The 19681-nt window shown below is 40.5% G+C and carries 20 protein-coding genes; 13 read left to right on the top strand and 7 right to left on the bottom strand.

The window, feature by feature from the left end:
• The first annotated feature begins 491 nt into the window (after positions 1-491).
• The gene (locus KNO78_RS14390; RefSeq protein ID WP_214691620.1) at positions 492-1400 is read left to right on the top strand and encodes a hypothetical protein; all 909 of its coding nucleotides are present in this window, start codon (positions 492-494) and stop codon (positions 1398-1400) included.
• On the top strand, positions 1400-2452 hold the full coding sequence (locus tag KNO78_RS14385) for a hypothetical protein (protein WP_214691619.1): 1053 nt from the start codon (positions 1400-1402) through the stop codon (positions 2450-2452). Before KNO78_RS14390 ends, KNO78_RS14385 begins: the two co-directional genes overlap by 1 nt.
• 51 nt (positions 2453-2503) lie before the next feature.
• On the opposite strand, the gene KNO78_RS14380 is transcribed toward KNO78_RS14385, so the two are convergent.
• The 6 genes from KNO78_RS14380 to KNO78_RS14355 form a co-directional block, all read right to left on the bottom strand.
• The gene (locus tag KNO78_RS14380; protein ID WP_214691618.1) at positions 2504-3460 is read right to left on the bottom strand and encodes a tyrosine-type recombinase/integrase; all 957 of its coding nucleotides are present in this window, start codon (positions 3458-3460) and stop codon (positions 2504-2506) included.
• 1288 nt (positions 3461-4748) lie between these two features.
• Entirely contained in the window at positions 4749-5201 is a 453-nt protein-coding gene (locus tag KNO78_RS14375; RefSeq protein WP_031424793.1) for a hypothetical protein, read from the bottom strand.
• 48 nt (positions 5202-5249) lie between these two features.
• Positions 5250-5600 carry a hypothetical protein gene (locus tag KNO78_RS14370; protein WP_214691617.1) on the bottom strand — a complete coding sequence of 117 codons (351 nt, stop codon included), beginning with the start codon at positions 5598-5600 and terminating at the stop codon, positions 5250-5252.
• 359 nt (positions 5601-5959) lie between these two features.
• Positions 5960-6454 (bottom strand): hypothetical protein, encoded by a 495-nt coding sequence (locus tag KNO78_RS14365; RefSeq protein ID WP_214691616.1) that lies wholly within the window; start codon positions 6452-6454, stop codon positions 5960-5962.
• Between the two features lie 14 nt (positions 6455-6468).
• Entirely contained in the window at positions 6469-7494 is a 1026-nt protein-coding gene (locus KNO78_RS14360) for a tyrosine-type recombinase/integrase (RefSeq protein WP_214691615.1), read from the bottom strand.
• 254 nt (positions 7495-7748) lie between these two features.
• A complete protein-coding gene (locus tag KNO78_RS14355) occupies positions 7749-9680 on the bottom strand; it encodes an AAA family ATPase (RefSeq protein ID WP_214691614.1) in 1932 nt (643 codons plus the stop codon).
• Positions 9681-10012: 332 nt separating this feature from the next.
• Between KNO78_RS14355 and KNO78_RS14350 the strand changes: the two genes are divergently transcribed.
• From KNO78_RS14350 to KNO78_RS14340, 3 genes are all read left to right on the top strand, one after another.
• The gene (locus tag KNO78_RS14350; RefSeq protein ID WP_214691613.1) at positions 10013-10351 is read left to right on the top strand and encodes an AbrB/MazE/SpoVT family DNA-binding domain-containing protein; all 339 of its coding nucleotides are present in this window, start codon (positions 10013-10015) and stop codon (positions 10349-10351) included.
• A gap of 6 nt (positions 10352-10357) precedes the next feature.
• Complete coding sequence (locus KNO78_RS14345) at positions 10358-10672, top strand: type II toxin-antitoxin system RelE/ParE family toxin (RefSeq protein WP_214691612.1); 315 nt, start codon at positions 10358-10360, stop codon at positions 10670-10672.
• Between the two features lie 133 nt (positions 10673-10805).
• Entirely contained in the window at positions 10806-11597 is a 792-nt protein-coding gene (locus KNO78_RS14340) for a hypothetical protein (protein WP_214691611.1), read from the top strand.
• A 110-nt stretch (positions 11598-11707) separates the two neighbouring features.
• Here the strand turns inward: KNO78_RS14340 and KNO78_RS14335 are convergent, their stop codons facing one another.
• On the bottom strand, positions 11708-11932 hold the full coding sequence (locus KNO78_RS14335; RefSeq protein WP_214691610.1) for a helix-turn-helix domain-containing protein: 225 nt from the start codon (positions 11930-11932) through the stop codon (positions 11708-11710).
• A 336-nt stretch (positions 11933-12268) separates the two neighbouring features.
• Here KNO78_RS14335 and KNO78_RS14330 point away from each other — a divergent pair, with 336 nt between their 5' ends.
• The 8 genes from KNO78_RS14330 to KNO78_RS14295 all read left to right on the top strand — a co-directional run bounded on the left by KNO78_RS14330 (position 12269) and on the right by KNO78_RS14295 (position 19678).
• Positions 12269-12757, top strand: coding sequence for a helix-turn-helix domain-containing protein (locus KNO78_RS14330; RefSeq protein WP_214691609.1), 489 nt, complete (start codon positions 12269-12271; stop codon positions 12755-12757).
• A 298-nt stretch (positions 12758-13055) separates the two neighbouring features.
• Positions 13056-13238 carry a hypothetical protein gene (locus tag KNO78_RS14325; RefSeq protein WP_214691608.1) on the top strand — a complete coding sequence of 61 codons (183 nt, stop codon included), beginning with the start codon at positions 13056-13058 and terminating at the stop codon, positions 13236-13238.
• 12 nt (positions 13239-13250) lie between these two features.
• Positions 13251-13475, top strand: a complete 225-nt coding sequence (locus KNO78_RS14320; protein WP_012390467.1) for a hypothetical protein — start codon at positions 13251-13253, stop codon at positions 13473-13475.
• Positions 13476-13539: 64 nt separating this feature from the next.
• Entirely contained in the window at positions 13540-14640 is a 1101-nt protein-coding gene (locus KNO78_RS14315) for a hypothetical protein (protein ID WP_214691607.1), read from the top strand.
• A 14-nt stretch (positions 14641-14654) separates the two neighbouring features.
• The gene (locus KNO78_RS14310) at positions 14655-17018 is read left to right on the top strand and encodes a VirD4-like conjugal transfer protein, CD1115 family (protein WP_214691606.1); all 2364 of its coding nucleotides are present in this window, start codon (positions 14655-14657) and stop codon (positions 17016-17018) included.
• A gap of 16 nt (positions 17019-17034) precedes the next feature.
• Positions 17035-17277: a hypothetical protein gene (locus KNO78_RS14305; protein WP_214691605.1), complete on the top strand. Its 243-nt coding sequence runs from the start codon at positions 17035-17037 to the stop codon at positions 17275-17277.
• Positions 17278-17293: 16 nt separating this feature from the next.
• Entirely contained in the window at positions 17294-17710 is a 417-nt protein-coding gene (locus KNO78_RS14300; RefSeq protein WP_214691604.1) for a hypothetical protein, read from the top strand.
• Positions 17711-17725: 15 nt separating this feature from the next.
• Entirely contained in the window at positions 17726-19678 is a 1953-nt protein-coding gene (locus KNO78_RS14295) for a pLS20_p028 family conjugation system transmembrane protein (protein WP_214691603.1), read from the top strand.
• Positions 19679-19681 lie beyond the last annotated feature (3 nt).

Below are 19681 nucleotides of genomic sequence, written 5' to 3'. Positions count from 1 at the left end.
ATTAAGTTACCTTTTGAACCTGCCTCCGGAATATATCCGGCTCAGGTTTTTTTGTCGCTTCTTGATACGATGATTATTTTAGTAATAAATATCTGCGCAGTTGAGAAAGTTAATTTTTCGGAATATGTCTGGGAATATGCAGTGCTAACGTTCGCCTGATATACATGACGCTGAAAGAATAAATATCGAAAGTAGGAGGAGAATTGCGGTCAGTGGTTATTTTTCATTGAAAACGACGCTAACTGGCTCTTGTGCGCTATCCTCCTGAATGAAGTAGTCTGGAGGTTGGTGACGGTAAACTCAAGGACGCGTTCGTTAAGATCAACGGGTGGCTAAGGAAGTACCTCGGCTGGCGAACAGTAAACGAGGCCATTCAACGATGAAGTGTTGCGCTTAATTTGACAAACCGTTATTTACAAATATTCTTCACTTGAAAGTACATTCTACCATTTAGTACTATTAGTAGTATAAAAATGTTAGAGGTGAGTTCGATGTATATATTTCATCCTCCAATTTTCAAAGGGGATTACGGAACAAGTTTCGGAGAGTCTTGGGAGATTTTTTGTCAGAAAATTTTAACTTTGTATTATGGAACAATGGAAATAGAAAAAAGAGAGCCACCTGAGAGCGGAGTTGACTTATTTTATAAAGATAAAAAAATTGCATTTCAATGTAAGGGCACAATTGATGAGAGCGGAAAATTTAACCTTACTAATGCAAAAAAATCATTAGAAAGTGCATTAAAAATACAAAATGAATTGGGATGGGAAGAGTATATTTTATGTATTAATGGAGATATTACAGGGGCGCAGAAAGAAAAGTTAGAGAAAGTTTATAAAAACATAAAAGTATTTAGCAAACCCTTTTGGATAAACATTTGTGAGAAGCATCCTGAAAAAGTGCAACAACATTTTCGGAAAATCGTAGATGTACCTTCGGAATATGTAAACAATACAATACAACGAAGCATTAAAATTCCACCTCGAGTAAAAGAACTTTTGAAAGATAAAAGATCATGCTTTAAAGTTCTATTTTATTCGGTTAGATTTGATGGCTTCTTTCAAATTAACATCCATCCTGAGATGAAAATATCTGAGCTATTACAAATGATTTATAGTCTTTACGGAATACCATATACTGGCTCTGTACAAAGTGAGGGAAGCATTTCTATCGAATTGATTCATGAAGATGAAATCTTTGAAGATCATACGATAAATGTTTTGGAGACAACTATTAAACAATCATCAATTCTTATGTTAAAAGCGACAGTAAACACACCAATATTAAATTTACATGAGCTTTTACTTAAAGAATCTGAAGATTTCACATTAGAATATATGTCAGAAAGAGAGGATTTCCTATCGAATGCCGTCAAGTCCTTTGTGGAAAAAGGATACTAATGAATAATAGAGAAAAGGTTAAACAAATATGTGGTGTAACAGAATTCGCCTACTTTGATCGAAAAAATCCTACCGAAATAAATTGCCTTCCATATTATAAAAATTATGCTGAAGAAATGATTATGTTTTACAATAAACAATCAATTTCTGTTTATAAGAATAGAGAATTTATATTTGACTACTCTAGCCGCTTCAATATTAATGGAAAAGCACACATCGATAAAGAAATAGATCTTGTGTTTATTAGCGAAGGAAGTTTGTACAAAATTTATTCTGCCTTTAGTAGATTAGTTATTGATGGAGCTTTTAGTGAGTTTACTTATATTAAAGAAATAGTTAATATCCAAATTAAGCAGCAATATGAAGATGTGATTGAATATCAATATGATTATTCTTTACCTATTGATTATAATGGGAAATTAATTTCTGAATACATGAGCATGTTTGCAGTAAAATTTATTATATTACACGAATTAGCTCATCACATAAACGGTCATTTATTATATATACAGGAATATTATGGCCAAGACCATTTTCAAAATAATCAACTTCCCAAAAACTTGATCAAAACTCTTGAAATGGATGCAGATGCATTTGCAATTAGTCAACTTGTTCTAGACTTCAAAGAGATTGTTCAAAATGATATCGAATTGAATAATTTGTTAATCCCAAATGAGATAAAGTTAGGATTACTTATTTTTTCTTTAACTACGTTATTGATTATGTTAGAGGAAGAAAATATAAAAACTTCAAATAAATATATGTCTGGAAAAATGAGAAGAGTGCATAACCTTAGCTGCTTAGAAACTAATTTAAAAATACGGTATCCAGATTTTTTCGATGGTATTAATTATGACAGCGTTGCGGCATATTATTTAGATAAGTCTGAACGTTATTACAAATTAGTTTATGATTATAGTGATAAAATCGTTGATAGTATATATCAAATTAAAGAAGAATATAAATCATTTCACGATATAAAGAATATGTGGAACGATATTCACAATGAATTGTCTAAATTCGCAAGGGCGTCTCTTTCTCCAAAGTATTAAACTAAACTGTCTGAACTCATAAAAATTTAATGAAAATAAAGGTTTTATTTATTAATTAAAAGATATATCGGCATTCGTTACGTTAGACATTTTATTTAAAGATTGTAAGTAACTATTTGTCGTATTGATTGATTCGTGACCAACAATTTGCATGACCCCAATCAACGAATTTCCGTTCGCCAGGAGCTTTGTGATGTAGGCCCGGCGGAACCAATGGGGCGGGGTCTTCTCTTCACTTGCGACATGGTCGACCGCTTTGTGAGTCATCAACCTCAGAGCTTCATAGGTGATCGCCTTGTTGACTTTTTTCGTGCTGAAGGCGATGAAAGGGGACGAGACCTCTTCGATCATCATCAATGTCTGCAATCGATTGATTAGATGACTCGCTTTTTCGGTGAGTGGGATTCGACGCCATTTATCACCTTTTCCTTTCACTTCGATGTAGAATGTGTGTTGATTTCGCTTCACGTCATTAAATTTTACGGAAAGAAGCTCTGAAGCACGCATTCCGGTCGTCAACAACAAATAGCCAATGGTTTCATTTCGGAGCTCTATGAGTTCCTTTTTTTGTGCTCGTTGAACCGTATAACGAAACGACTCAGCAATGCGTTCAATCTCTTCAAAATCAACTTCTCGACGAAGGGGCTTTGGTCGCTTCTGATTTTTCACATGGAAAGCTAAGTTGTGTTGATGATAATTATTGATGTGAAGGTAAGTCAGGAGACGCTTTAACATATTATTCTTGCGTTGTGCCGTGCGAGGTGAATATTGCTCGTTTACGTCAAACAAGTAGCGATGAATATCTAGAACGGTCAAGCGCTTTAGACCTTCGGTTTTGGTCATCACAAAACTGAGAACGAACTCGAGATCTTGCTTATAGGCACGATGCGTATGTAGACTCTTTTCAGCGTAGATCGGGAATAATTCCGTCGCCCAGAACAATTCGATCACTTCGATGTCATTCAACGTTTCAAGATCAATATGGTCCTTCTTCAGGGCATCCGCCAATTATGGATTCGCACCGGTCAATTCTTGCAATGCAATTTCGAAGACATGCTGCTTTTTTTGGTCTACACGTTTCATCTTTATCATTGGATGGTTTTCATAAAAAATGAAATGCATCCATTAAATCTATTTCAGGTAGCATCAAAAGTATGCGCCAGCGCATACTTTTGATGCTACCTTTAGACAGTTTCCGTGTCGAAACGGGCTGAATCAAACCTATATTTTGAACTAGTTGCTAATATTCATAATGTGCTTAGGCGAAATTTGATTTGAAAGGATTATTTTTTCAAATGTAGATTTTTATAAAGGTTGAAACACGTGGAGCGCGGGAAGGATTGTCGATAAAAAGTGAATCATTATTTCACGTATGATTCCATCCTTAAAGCATAAAAAAATAAAGATTCTCACTAAATGCAACCGAGAAGTAAGTTGTCTCGGTGATGTACACTTGGGCTCAACTGGGTCAACAAATTATTAATATCATAAGGCTTTTCGCATGTGAGAGTTACTGGAAAAGAGTCATTCTCCAAGCTCTGATGATTATGTTAGATTAGCGTACCTAAAGGAGAATCCGTTTATAGTTAGTTCGGATGTCAAATGGTTCGAGAATTTAACTTCGAAATACTTATGCGATTTCATATGAGGTTATTTAGATCTATGATTCATGACTTGATCGTTAGCTATCTACTCATCTGTTTCATTTGTCTTTATAATTTCCAGGGTTCCAAAAAAGAGTTTATTACTCTGCAGTCAGCTATTTAATTTGTATCTTTTTCCTCGATAGCTGTTTATCTATCAACTCGCTTGTTTTAGAACGTTCATTGTCCGGCACCTCTTTTTTAATCGGTGAGGAGACTCTTTTCATCTTTTTTTGATATCGACGCGAGATTTAACACGTTTTTACTATTTCTATGAATATGCTAGTAGGCAGAATCCGTGTTAACTGAAAAAACTTCTTGTGAACCCTGCTTTTATACTATCAAACACGATCTTCACATTAAATTCAGTGGCATGTTGAATTGAGCACTCTTTATGCATAGAAAAACCCGAGTAGTGCACTTCTTATAAGTGTGCTACTCGGGTTCAGTTTTGTTTTGTAAAAACATGTCTTTTCATTTTTAGAGAAACCTGATTAATGCCAATTTAATTATAAAATTATATAAATCGATTATCACATATAAAAGTATAATTAAATTTGAAATTCGCCAAAAATAAGTGATTTAAAGTAGATATATGGTGCATCATAATTTAAAGAACATTGTAGTAAAAGGCTCCCACTCAATATAGTAGTTTAATCTTGGGACAAGAAATTGAATTTCTTTTCGGGAATGCTTTCAATATTTACAGAACAATCATGTTTTTTCAATATTTTTTGAAGTAGAGGGAATATATCATTAAGATTATTTTTGTGATTGAAATCAGAATCAGTTTCAATCACAAGGTTCCATCGACATTCTTCTTTATCCTCTAAAAATCCCCCAGCTACCGTACATAAGTCATCATATATTTCTTGTGTAACTTCTTCTGATGAAATTACAATTGCTTTTATGAAGTTATCATCCCCAAAGTCATCTTCCGAAATTTCTTCAATGTTTTTCAAATGTGGAAAATCTTCAATCGTACTAGGGCGTTTATAGTCAATCAGTATCAAACAATATTCTGGTGGAATCAAGTACCCATCCCTTAAAAAATACGCTTCGACTGTGTTTAAATTAATTATTCTGTTTAAATAAAATAATCTCATTTTAAGACCTCATTTATTCGATTTCATATTGAGTTCAAACAAAAGCTGTTATTTGTTACTTTGATCTTTAGCTTTTTGTAACTTAGCACCTTTTTTATAAAGTTTAGTTTCTCTTATTTTTTTTGCAAGTTTTGGGTTTATGCAACTATCAAAAGTTTGATTATGGCTAGGAGTACCATCCACATTTTCTACCCCTAATTCTGTTTTTTTGTTATAAAGATGAACGTGATATTTTCCTTTCCCGACAGGATCATCAAGACGTATTCTCCACCCTTTTGAAATGTGATCAATGCTTTCCCAGCGAGTTGAAGCACTTACTTCATTATTTTCAAGAATTGAACCAAGCCCACTAAATATAAGAGTGGCCACTAAAGTTAAAACAAGGAACTTCTTTTTCATAATAAACTTCCCCCTTAGTTATAATAAACAATTTTATATCAACTCAATTGTTCGTAGATAATCATATCTGTTTAAATATGTAATTGTAACCCTTCAATATATTTACATATCTATCTTTTCTTCAATCTTTTTTCGTTCAAAGCGTTTCAAGTTCGTTGAACATAAAAAAAAAAGACGAACCAAATCGCACGTGGCGATTCGGTTCGTCAACAGCTTGATAACCTAGTGATACCTCACACCAGTTTTGGCAACGTCTCAACTAATTCAAAATATGATAGCATATCTTCAAGCGGCTAGTACTTAACATTATAATGTTTCAAATCAAATGATACACTATCATTAGTCTTAACTTAATCAAGTTAAGGAATCTCGCTTATTAAATTATCGATATATTCTAAGGAAATCACAGTTTTCAAACTATTGGAAAAAGTTGCTGGAGACATTGAAGAACCACCTGTCGAAATCCTTAAAATATCCTCTAAGACGTTTGAGGCCCCGCCGATAAAATAATGAACAAATTCAGCATCTTGATTAGCGCTAATTACTACAAATAAACATGCATCGAGTATACATTCTAAATCGTCTGCAGTTATTGTATGATCCGATTTTAGCCTCTGATTAAATTCACTGGAATGTATTGAGCTAATTTTCCCTTCTAAGAGCTCCATAGTCGACTTCTGATAAATACAATAGACACCATAAATGTCCTCGATTGGAGGAATAAACGGATCATTTAAGTTATTTTTTATTCTGTTATCATACTTGTCTACTTTTATCGCTTTAAATCTATGAATAAGCATATCATTAATAAAGTCTATACTTCGAGGCGTCATTAATTGATTATAATCAGGCATAAGATTCCCCTTCTTTATTCGAATGGTAAATCTATATTTGTCATATGTGAGAGTTGATTCAAAGATTGTAGATAACCATTAGTAGTGTTGATCGATTCATGACCAACCAATTGCATGACCCCAATCAGTGAACTACCCTTAGCAAGGAGTTTCGTGATGTAAGCACGGCGGAACCAGTGTGGGGGATTACTATTCCCTGCTGCTACAAACTCTACAGCTTTATGAGTCATCAAACGGAGTGCTTCATATGTCATTGAGTTTCCTGACTTCTTCGTGCTGAAAGCGACGTAAGGAGAGTTGACTTCTTCAATCATCATGAGTGTTTGTAGGCGATTGATCAGATGACTCGCTTTCTCGGTGAGAGGGATTCGACGCCATTTATCACGTTTTCCTTTCACTTCAATGTAAAATGTGTGTTGGTTTCGTTTTATGTCATTGAATTTTACGGAAAGAAGCTCTGAAGCACGCATTCCGGTCGTCAACAACAAATAACCAATCGTTTCATTTCGGAGCTCCATGAGCTCTTTTTTTTGTGCTCGTTGAACAGTATAACGAAACGATTCAGCAATGCGTTCAATCTCTTCAAAATCAACTTCCCGACGGAGGGGTTCTGGTCGTTTCTGATTCTTCACATGGAAAGCTAAGTTGTGTTGATGATAGTTATTGATGTGAAGGTAAGTCAGGAGACGCTTTAACATATTATTCTTGCGTTGTGCTGTGCGAGGTGAATATTGCTCGTTTACGTCAAACAAGTAGCGATGAATATCTAGAACGGTCAAGCGCTTTAAACCTTCGGTTTTGGTCATCACAAAACTGAGAACGAACTCGAGATCTTGCTTATAGGCACGATGCGTGTGCGCACTCTTATTAGCGTAGATTGGGAATAATTCCGTTGCCCAGAACAATTCGATCACTTCGATGTCAGTTAACGTATCGAGATCGATATGGTCCTTTTTCAGCGCCTCGGCTAATTTAGGATTCGCCCCGGTCAATTCTCGCAATGCCACTTCGAACGCCTGCTGCTTTTTCTTGATCTCCATGCTTCTTCCTCTTTTCTAATCAATTTTCATACAAAATGAAACTTACGAACAGTAACTAGTGATTATATGTGTAATACATCTGTATTTTTGATTATTTACAGATGTTTTAAAAGATATTCTGGTAATTTAAAAGTAATACATGAGCATCGATGTTTTCGGATATAAACCAGTAACTTGTGATAATCCTATATTATCACAAGTTAATATAGAAAATATTTAGAACCATTTAAAATTAAATGGTTCTAAATAACTAATTAGTTGGTGATAGATGTTTCAGTGTCTAAATTCAAGGAAATATAGTTATCTTCACCAATAACAAATTTAAAAAATCTCATTAACTTTTCTTGATATAAATCGAAGTTTTCATAAATCAGTGTGGTTGCCTTCCATGGCTTATCAGAAGCCCATGTTTCATTAAAGATATCTTCCTCAAAATTAGGTTGATGCGTAAGGCGTAAAGATTCAGAACCTATCAAATTTAAAATGTTAAGGTTGTTTCCTTCGTTAGAACTTTGAGAATCTAAATCATGTATAAGGTGCGGTTGAATTCCAAAATGCGATAAAACTTCATAATATGCTTTCTGAGTTAACTTTCCATTACAAGGTATAACAGACACTTCTCTTAAGATGTTTTCAAGTTGTTCTTTAATTTCAGGGTTTCTTTCTTGGATTATATTTTTAATCGCTGAGATACTTGCTACTTCGCAATCACCTTCCACAAGAATTACTCTTCTAGCGAAAAAAGTTTCTAACGTTGAGGTATTAAAGTTTAATAGCATACGCATTCTATTGCGCTTCTCTCTAGCTGTGTCGCCATCAAATATATTGTTCTCAACCTGCCTAATTGTTGTGCCTTGATCAATATTTTTTTGCATCAAAACTATTCCTTGGTGTCGGTCAGCCAAGTCAATAAAGTTTTCTGAGTGTGAGGTACAAATCACTTGGGCCAAAGGATGTTTTGAAATTTGAATTAATGAATCTCTCATTTTTCTCTGTAAGTGAGGGTGTAAGTATATTTCCGGTTCTTCAATTAAAAATAAAAAGCTTCTCTTCCAAACAGCCTCATCGCCTTCATGTGAAGCATCATTAGTATCGTCTAAGGTATTGTTGGTGAGTTGTTCTGCCATCAATTCCAATAATGAAAGTATTAACATTCTCTGTACCCCATTACCCTGTTGGTTGGGGTGAGTAACTAAATTGTTATGCTTTAAATATATGTTAGAGTTTAAATGTAATTTTTGCATTACTTCTGGTACTTCAAAATCTACGTTAGCTTCGATATCCATTAATCTTTTTAATTTCCGACTTAGCTTATCTTCTAAATTTAGTACTTCAACGTGTCTAGTACCTTCATTAAATATTGTTTTCAAAGAATCTAATGAGTTTCTGAAATCTTGAATTTCTTGCGTTTGATTCAAGTGGTGTTCGAATAACGCTGAAGTTATTTGATTAGCAGCAGACTTGTTTTTATTTGAGTCCGCTTCCTCATCAATTAATTTCACGGCGGGTACATAAATAACTTTCGGCATAATTGATCGAATATTAGAAGACAAACCGTTTGGATTGTCCATCCATTTGACGTCGCCTTCTGTTATTAAATCAGGATTATTCATATAAACATAACGTACAAATTCATTTCTAATCGTTGAAGAAATCGTTGACGAAGAAAGCCCCTTTTCAACAACAAAGCTTGTATGTAAATCACGTAATTTTTGAGACTTGGTATTAAATGTTCTTTGATTCCACGTTCTTTCACCATTTAATTCTGTAATAATAAGTTCAGTGCTATATACTTCAAAAGGTATGTTTGCATCCTTTGTGGTTATATCACTCCATTTCCGTCTTAAAGTTAACTCGTTATTGTATATATAAGGTTTTATAAAAGAATGATTATAATCAGCTTGGTTAAAGTCATTAAATACAATAGTTATTTCAATGGCTTCAGATTCATTTGTAGGCAGTTTTTTAAACGGAAACATATTTAAAGTCGGGGTATTAGGTGTATCATTTTCAGGTAAGAACAGTTTTAAAGCTTCGAGCAATGATGATTTGCCTATATTGTTTTCACCAATAATTGTTAAAAAATCTGAAGAGCCCTCGCTATCAACTATAGGTATGCTCACTGTACATTCTTCACTTCGCCCAATATTTTTGAAATTTTTAATAGTAAATTCTTTAATCCTCAATTCTAATCCACCTAATTTCTTGATATTTTTGTTTCTAAAATGGTTATTCTTTTATTGTGAAGTTAATCCTCTGTAATTTTTTAAATATTTTATTTTTTGACTTATACAATATTTTTATATGAATAAATTTTTAGTCATTTGAAGCAAAAAGGATTTGGAAACGATTAAAGAATTATTAAATTTAATACGCTAAGATTGAATTAATTAGGAAAGTGGTATAAAGTTAACATAAGTAAAAAGTAAGAATCCTTACTTTATGTAAATGGAAAAAACCGAGCGAAAATAAATTACAAAACAATGAAAATGGTAAAGTGAAAAAGGAGAGATAAACCATGTTAGCAACGAAAACGAAAAAGGTTGCCGTCTCCAGCAAAAGACAAATCGCCATTCCAAAAGAATTCTTTGATGCAATCGGTATTGAAAAAGAGATTATTATGGAACTGAATGACGGAGTTATTAATATCAAACCAGTAAGAACACATACAGATGATTTCTCAGAAGAAATATTAGCAGATGTTATTCAAGAGGGCTTCACAGGGAACGACATTTTGAAAGAATTTCAACGCCGTAAAAATATGATTCGTCCGGCTATTTCACAAATGATTAAGGAAGCAACAAGCACTAAACCAATATCAATAGATGATCTATTCGGAGATGACGACGAGGACTGATTTGAATTGAATGATAAAGTACCGATTGTATTTCATCCAGCAGCAAAAAAATATTTTGTGAAGTTAAAAAAGAAAGATAAACAACTTAGTGAGCTGTATAAAGTAAATCTTCAAAAGATTGTAAGCAACCCTGAAATTGGTGAATTTAAAACAGGGGATCTGGCTGGCATCAGAGGATATGATTTTAGGCATAAGGGGACCGTATACGAGATTGCTTACAGTATTGAAATGGGCGAAGAAGGGGAATTGATTGTCGTTATTTTAGCCGGGACCAGAGAAAATTTTTATAATGAATTGAAGAGATATTTGAAATCCAGATAATTAAATGCAATGTTACAGCCTAAGAATATATAGACTTTATTAGGCGCTTAAAATTAATATTGATTTTAAGCGCCTTTTAAATACGACCTTAATATTCTATAAAAAATCGCTTTGAAAGCTAGAGGGTACATTTATGCCAAATCCAAAAAAAGAAAAAAATAATGTATTAGATGCGAGTATATTCATTACACTTGCAACTGCCTTATTATATTTTTTAGTATATCAATATGAAATAACATATATTAAAAATTTCGGATTAGATGATTTTGGTATTGTGACGGTTTCATTTTCAAATTTTATTAAAATAGCCTCAGCTATTGTAATTACATTCATGTTAATTGCACTTACTTACATAGTATTAATTGTTAATTTAATGAATAGAACGCATCCTTTTGCAAAGTTAGCATTTGAATACCATGCTTTTTTTCTTATGATGTTAGTATTATATTTTGTTCAATTTAAAGACAATATTTTTTATTTTTCTGTTTTTTTTGGATCAATTCTATTGTTTGTTATTTCAGTTTCTTGGTGGAACTATAGACACATAAAAGGCCCAAAAAATAAGGTCGAAGCCTATTTAAATAATAAAGTTATAAATTTAAGCGATATTGTTCATTTAATTTCAACTTCAAACGTAACAAAATTTGTAGTCTTAGTCGTATTTTTGTCATTTTCCTTGTCTATAGTAAGTTTTCTCGCTGATACAGATACAAAAAATCAAACAACTTTCTATGTAACTGAGTTCAAAGGAGAAAGTTTTGTAATGATTTATGCCGGAAATGAAAAATTACTGTTAGCTAAATTTGACAATAAGACTAACACCTATACAGAAGAAGTAATCGTAGTAAATGTCGTCAGTAATAATGACACTACCATGAATTTAAAAAAAATAACCGTACCTGACGGCATCAAACTAGATAAGTAAAATTAATTTGAAAGAACAATTATTTAACTACACTTTGCTATCATGCAAAATGTAGTTTTTTCAATATGACAGCGCGAAAGTATGTAACCATTGATATCTATTTAATCTAGTTATTTGTTAAATTTATTATCATTAAAAAATTCATTTAAAGAAACATCTAAACCATCACAAAACTTTTGAATTGTACTCACTTTGGGATGTTTGGTGCGTCCGCTCATCAACTCTGAAATCGTCGCCTGATTCAGTCCACCTTTTTGAATCACTTGATGGATGGTCATACCGTGCTCTGCTGCGAGCTCCTTCATCCGCTTGATAATTGCCTCGTTCAATTCCACTTGCTCACCCCACGATTAAAGTACTCTCTTCATCACTTATTCTTTACGAACACTTCTATTCCTCTACCCTACCACAATCTCTTGAAATCAAAATACTTGTCATTATTTTCTATAATTAAGCGTTATTTTTTTACAGTTGTGCGACAAAACCAAAAATATTGAGTTACTGTTTCTCTCCATCCCTTGTTTAGAGCGGGTTCGACAAGAATCGTCAACTGTAAAATTTCTGACATATCAGAAAACTGATGATTTTTATTCCTAACCCTGTTATATTGGAACCAACAAAAGGAAACATCTGTTTGGTCGCCGCTCTGGTTTATAGAAAGGGGAAGGCTTATGTATCGATTCGGGGAGTGGTTGAAGGAGAACCGCCGGCTCTCGGGCTGGTCACAGATCGAACTATCAGAGAAGACATTCGGAGAAATCTCACAGCCCGCCATCAGCCAGTATGAACAGAACCGCTCGGTGCCGTCGATTGCGGATATCGACCATCTGGCCCGCGCGTTCGGGCATACGCTCGCGACGGTGCCATGGGACGCCATCGACTTCGGGTACGGAGCGAAGCGTTCCGTCACTAAGCTTGAGCGACGCCGGTTCGACCTGAAGGAACTCCCGCAGGCCGACTCGGTGCGCACGTTCGACGGGAAGACATACGAACTGCACGGTTTCATCGGTGTCGAGAAGGCAAGCGGTGAGGCGGTCCAGTTGACGCAACTCTACTATCGGATCCGGACGGTCGTCTGTGACGCCTACGTGCTCGCGAAGCGCAAGAACCCGGATGACGAGCTCATCCACGTCAAGAAGCGAAAAAGAGTCCGACAGTAACCGTCATCGACGCAGCAGCACATCCTTAAGGATGGTCTCCTCCAATCACATATCGGCGTGTCCCTCACCAGTGACCGGGTGGGCGGGATCTACGCACAGATGGTTCGGCGAGAGTCGCCTAAAACTCGCCACAAGGTCACTACATCGTTCCGGGTCATCGAAAAACCTTGTACAGCTCCTTAGATTTTTGAGGAGCGGAGTTCGTGGGGGAACGGCTAGAAACCCACCGCACCGAATCCGACTGTCCTTAATGATGTGCTGCTGCACATCACGAGATCAAGGGAAGGAAGTGTGTACTGTGGCATCAAAAGAACAGAAACAGAACCGTAGCTTCGCCGAGAAACTCTTACGCATTCGTGGGAAGGATTACGAGGAGTGGCTCGACGAAAAACATCAACAGGTCATCCAGGACAACCAGGAACTCATTTTGGAGGCGCTCGAGGCGAAGCTCAGCTTCAAGTCGCCGGCGCACCAGGACTAAGGAGGGAACGACATGGGACTCAATGAGACAGGACTCAGCTTGCTTCAATTCTTCCAGGGACTTGCCGTCATCGCCGCGGCCATCGCATTTGCGATTGGGGGCTTCTACTTCATCTTCGGTGGGGATCGGGGACGCTCGAAGGCCGTCGGTTGGCTCGTCGGGGGCGCGGTCGGCTTGATCATCGTCATGGGCGCGTTCACGCTCGCCGAGATGGTCGACCAGAACATCAAATTCTAATACATCCACGCAGCGTTCCAATCGGAAGGCTTTTTTTGTTGCTTGAAACGAGAGGAGGAACGAGATGCTGTTTGTGCGATTCACCGACGTACCGGACACACGGGTCCAGAACTATGAACGGCTCGCTTTCGCCGAGGCGGTCATCGCCACCCATGAGCTGCACCAGGCACGTAGCGAGGAAGGGACAAGCTGTTCCGGTGACTTCCGGCTCTTCGACCAGAAAGATGAGTTGTTATATCGGGGCACGTTCACGTTCGGGACTGAAGGAACGTATCCGAACCTGTATCACCAGGTGAAAGATCGAGTTCAACGGATCCGAACGAAGAAAGAGGAGAACGCGAAGAAGATATGGCTCCTCGATGAGATTGAGACCGAGACACCGGACGACTATAAGCACCAGTCCAACAAATCGAACCCGATTGTGTCATCGACCTATCAGTCACGCTTGACCCGCCTGCAGCGCCGCCTCATCTACGGGGCGGCCACGGCTGGACTTCTCTTCACATCGTTGTTCACTGCCACCCAATGGTTCATCGATAAAGAGGCACACGCCGAACAGGTGACCGGTGTCGAACAAACATCGCTGGACGCTTACGAACAGGCGCTCCAAGGTGAGGAATCCTCGCTCATCGCTTTACTGGAACGGAAAGATCGGTCTGAGGAAGAGGATGTTCTACTGGTGAATCTCTATCTGGCAGAAAGCGCAGACCAGAAAGCGCTCGAGCTCACGGATGATCCCATCCTGATCGAAACGAAGCTGGCCGGTCTCGATCTATCCGGTAAAGAGAAATTGGAACGGCTCCAGGACTTCCAAGCGTCACATCCCACCGATGAGGGCGCGTTCGATATCGCCGCACTGAAACGGGACCATGAGACCGTGGCCAAGACGGATGACGTGGAATGGACCGCTCCTCGCATCTCGGCAAAAGTGACCGCCTATCTCTATCTCGGCGACATCGAGTCCGCAAAGGGATGGGCGTCTAAGACGAACGACACTACCGTACAAGAAAAAGTGGACAACTATCAAGACAGCATGGCCGCAATCGACAAACTGAACGAGAAACTGAAGAAGACCTCTAGCAAGGACACCTCGGCCCGTGAGAAGATTCAAGCCGCTATCGCTGCTGAAGAAGTTAACCTAGAAACAATTCTTTATTCAGATTAAGGTAGGTGAAATAATTGAGAACTCCGTCTCTGTCACCACGATTACCGATACGTCTAGTTTTCCCCGTCCTGTTCTGCCTGTTGGTGTTGCCGGTCGGGATTTTTTATCTGCTGAACGGGGTCTACAACATCATTCGACAAATCATGACCCCGATATTACAAGAAGGTCTGTTGGCTGGAGCGACGATTCCAACGCTCTCCCCCTCCCTGTTCTTGGAGGTAAGTCTTCCCTCTTCGACCGTCTTGATCGGACTGATGGCGTTCAGTCTGCTCATCGGACTGGTCGTGTTCGGCAAGGTATGGCTGAACTTCCGGGATTTGCGGAAAAATCAGAAAGGGAGCGCCCGCTTCACCTCATTCGATGAAATGAAACAACAGTACCGCCGCGTCCCCGATCGGAAGAAACGGTATGACGGATTAGGCGGTGTACCCGTCGGACGGGTCAAGAACGAGCTGCTCATCGATGACTCGCCCGTCAACAACCTTGTCATCGGCACGACCCGATCCGGGAAGGGCGAGACGTTCGTCTTCTCGACGATTGACCTGTACAGCCGGGCGCGCGATCAGGCCAGCCTGATCATCAACGACCCGAAAGGTGAGCTCTTCGCCGCCTCGAAGGAGACGCTCGAGCAACGCGGCTATCAGGTCGAGGTGTTGAACCTGATGAACCCGCTCCAATCGATGTCGTACAACCTGTTGCAGCTGACGATCGACGCATTTCTCGAGGAGAACTATTCGCTCGCCCAACAATATGCGCGCTCGGTCGCGTTCATGTTGTACCATGACCCGAAGGCACGGGACCCGTTCTGGGCCAACTCGTCAATCGACCTGTGCACGGCGCTCATCCTCGGGCTCTGTGAGGAGGCGAAGGATACGCCGGAGAAGATCAACATGTACAACGTCGCGCTCATGCTCTCGGACTTCGGCTCCCGGACGGTGGTCACGCGACAAGGGCAGGAGATCTCCGCACTGGACGAGTTCTTTCAACGCTTTCCGGAGAACCACCCGGCCCGGCTTCAGTTCGCGACGCTCCACTTCTCCGGTGGCCAGACACGAGCAAGTATCTTGGCCAATACGAATGCGAAGCTCGGCATCTTCACGTTGAACGGGACCGGAAAGCTGACGTCGATGAACTCGCTCGACATGCGACGCATCGGATTCAACCGCTGGATCAGCGGACGGAGCGAGCCTTTGACACGGCTCACGTTCACGTTCCCTGATGGCGTAACTCATGCGCTCACGACCGATGACGATGGCAGCTTCATCGTGTATCATACTTCGTCGCTTCAATCTGGAAACACCGTTCAAATCTCGACCGACTCAGGTACTTCAATGATTCAGTTGGAAGCGCAGGACGAGGAAACCGGACAATTCGATTACTCTATCGACGGTGCAATCCAAATCCGTGAGGTGATGCATCAACTCCAACCTGTGGCGGTGTTCCTGATTGTCCCGGACTATGACCCTACATTCAATGTCATCGCATCTCTTTATATCAAACAGGTGTACACGGCGCTCGCCCGGGTCGCCTCGCAGACGAAACAAGGCAAATGCGAGCGTCAGGTCGTCTTCTTACTCGATGAATTCGGTAACATGCCTCCAATCGAGGGCATGGCCAACATCATCACGGTCTGTCTCGGCCGGAACATGCGCTTCAATCTCGTCATCCAAGCCTATTCCCAACTCGAAAACCTATACGGAGAGGATTGGAAGACAATCGACGGAAACTGCGGGAACACGCACTATCTATTGACCGCGGACGAATCGACCGCCGAACTGATCTCGAAAAAGCTCGGTGAGGCGACCATCATCACGAAATCGAGGTCCGGTCAGACGTTCTCGCTTAAAAAATCGAAGACGGAGAACGTGGACGGTCGACGGCTCATGACAGCGACCGAAGTCATGGGGTTAAAAGAAGGTGAGATGCTCATCATCCGTGTCATCAAGCGTCAGGACACGAAGAAACGGCGTATCCAGTCGTATCCGATCTTCCTGAGCGGCAGGACAGCGATGAAGTACCGCTACGAATACCTGGCAGACGACTTCGACACGGACCGTTCCCTGCATGATATCGACATCCCTTGCCGTCATGCCGGTCTCGACTTCGAACAGATTCGCGTCCGTTTTGCGAAGCAAGAAGACGAGATGAATAACAACGCGCCATCGAATCAGGAAGACAAGCCCTTGACGGTACATGACGTACTTCAGGACAGCATCCTCCGCTCGATGTTCGAAGGACATGACATCGGCGGGATGTCCCTCCCTGAGTTCGAGACGAACCTGAACTTAGGAGTTTACGACGTCACCGACAGCCAGAAAAGCTTTTTGAGCACGATGATCGCGAAGCGACTCGAAAAACTGAAGCAAGGCACACCGTAGAGAGGAGGCCGAACCCATGGCCGAGAGTGCGAGAGAGAAGCGAATCCAGAATGAATTGCGTATCGTCGCGAGAATTATCGAGACGCAGCGTGTCCGCCTCGAACGGGGCGACGTGCTCAACATTCAGACGACCGACGGCTTTCTGACCGTCTATCAGGACGACACCTCAGACACCCCAAAAACTGTTACACTGATAGATAAGTTCGACTTCCGCGTCAACCTGAAAGTCGCGGATTTATTGAAGGGGAAAATCGTCTGACGGAGGGGTAAACGTTATGAGGAAACTACTTGCGGGTATTTTAGGAATCAGCTTGTTTTTACTTGGAGCTTGCTCAAATTCCAATGAGTCTTTGGTTCAACGTGATATTGAACACGTTGAGAAGGTCATGACAGCCGAAGAGGATGATTATTTGCTGATTGTAAAAGAAGAAGATGGTGAATTCGAAGAGTTTGTTGAATTCGTAAAAGAGGTAGCGAACGAAGAGAGTCAACAAGTCACGCTCTATAATACGTTTCAGCCAGATGGCGAGGAACTTGTCGATCGTGGTAACTTTGAATACACTGACGAACTAAAAGGTGCCGTTCTATACTCCATTCAAGATGGAAACGTCACAGATGAAATCAATGTTGGAATGTTGACGGCGGACAATTACGAACAACAGTTAGCGGACTTCTTTACTAGGACTCAGTAGATTGGGGGTCTTTCAATGGCTGATTCCGATTTAATCACCAAATTACAGGTATACGAAGACGTACTCCAAATAAGTAGTATGGTCAATGACGCATTACGCTCAATGGGATGGATTCTTGTCAGAGGACTATCAGTCTTGATTGACGGCCTTGAATCAATCACGGATCAAATCCTATTAACCAATACATTTTTCAATAATGACCAAGTGGTTGAATTCGTTCTTACGATTCAACCTTTTTTGTACATTCTTTTAGCAGGAAGCTTCTTGTTCACTGGGTACTTGTTGATTTTCCAAAAGAAATTTGAACGTGAGAGTTTTTTGATCAACCTGTTCATCACACTATTTATCTTAGGCTTACTTTCACCAACTATGAGTCGAATTCAGGAGTTTTCTGATGAAGCAGTCTCAGAAATCGGAACAGATTCGCTTTATGACGGAGAAGCATCATTATCTGAGAGTATCTTAAAACGGAATGTACATGATTTGATTGAGCACGATTCGAAGAATTTTGATGCTGCTACAGGAGAATCATTAAATGCCATTCCGACTGAGTTGATTGATAATATCCGAATCAATGAGATTTTCGACAAGAACAACTATGACTTATCAGCAACCGGAAACAAATTGGCCGAGTCCTACATTCTATGGAACGGAAAAGAGGCAAGTCTCGGTAAACTCGACCAAAGTGGCGTCGAATGGAACAACCAGTATTACTATCGCTATCAGCCAAACTGGTTGACCATCTTCGTGACGCTCGGGATCATGGGCTTCACGTTGTTCTCGATCGCCTACAAACTGGCGCGCCTGTCGTTCGAGCTCGCCTTCAATTATGTCTTGGCGATTCTCGTCGCACCGGCTGATCTGCACAGTGGTCAAAAGACGAAAAAGGTCATCCAAAGCATTTTGAACACGTTCCTCGTGATCATCCTGATTTTCGTCTCCATCAAACTATACACGATCGGGACCGCCTATCTCGCGGAGACGTTGGACGGATTCGCCTACCTGATTGCCCTCATCGCCTTCTCGGTCGCATTGATTGACGGGCCCAACATGGTCGAGCGACTGTTCGGGATTGATGCCGGACTCAAGCGGGGCTGGGGTGTCGCCCTCAGCGCCTATGCCGCTGGGAAAGGCGTGACCTCGGCAGGTTCCCATGCGGTCTCGAAGGTCGCGCGTGCCGCACAGGGCGCACCAAAGATGCCCTCGCTCCATGAGGCCGCGACTACGCGGATGGATTCGAATACCATGCCACGAAGTGATTCACCGCTTAATGTGGCGACCCAAGCTTCAAAGCAGATGGACGCCGAAAGACAAACCGATCCAGATGGTGTTGCTCAGACGAATCAAACCGCAAGTCGTACCCAACCTGACCAAGACGAACCGACAAGTCCGAAGGACGTTGCGCAACCAAACAACGGTCAAGAATCCGAGCTTGAAGTTCACGGGTCTCAAAACGTGAACGAAGCGTCAGGCCTCACGTCTCCCGAATCGATCCATGCGACGAACTCGGAATCGAATACCGAACGTGGACCCGACCATCAAACTACGTCTTCTGAGACGCAAAGACCGGAGTCGATTCACGACCATTTAAGTTCTGGTCAATCTCCAATCCCTACTTCGTCGACTATCGAACCGGTCACCGGGTCCATCGATGCCTCATCCGGATCAGACCACCGTCACAATGAATCGGTAGCCCGAAACGACGCGACGTCACCGACAGCTCATGAGGCAACACATTCAAACGGCTCATCCTCATCTGCGCCTGATTCGAGTGACACGTCATCAGAGAAACGCCAAGGCCGCGCCCGCCGGACCATCCATCAGGAGACCGCGCTCGACATCGAGACCGAGGTCATCGAACAGGTGCGTGAGAATCAGACGCACCGTCATAGCCGGCACCAGGAAGAGTCGCGACGGATCTATCCGACCTCGCCACCGAAACCTGACAACATGAAGAAAAAGGAGTGATGA

The organism is Exiguobacterium sp. s132, from assembly GCF_018617235.1.
Taxonomy (GTDB): Bacteria; Bacillota; Bacilli; order Exiguobacteriales; family Exiguobacteriaceae; genus Exiguobacterium; species Exiguobacterium profundum.
This window is presented reverse-complemented; position numbering and strand designations above follow the sequence as displayed.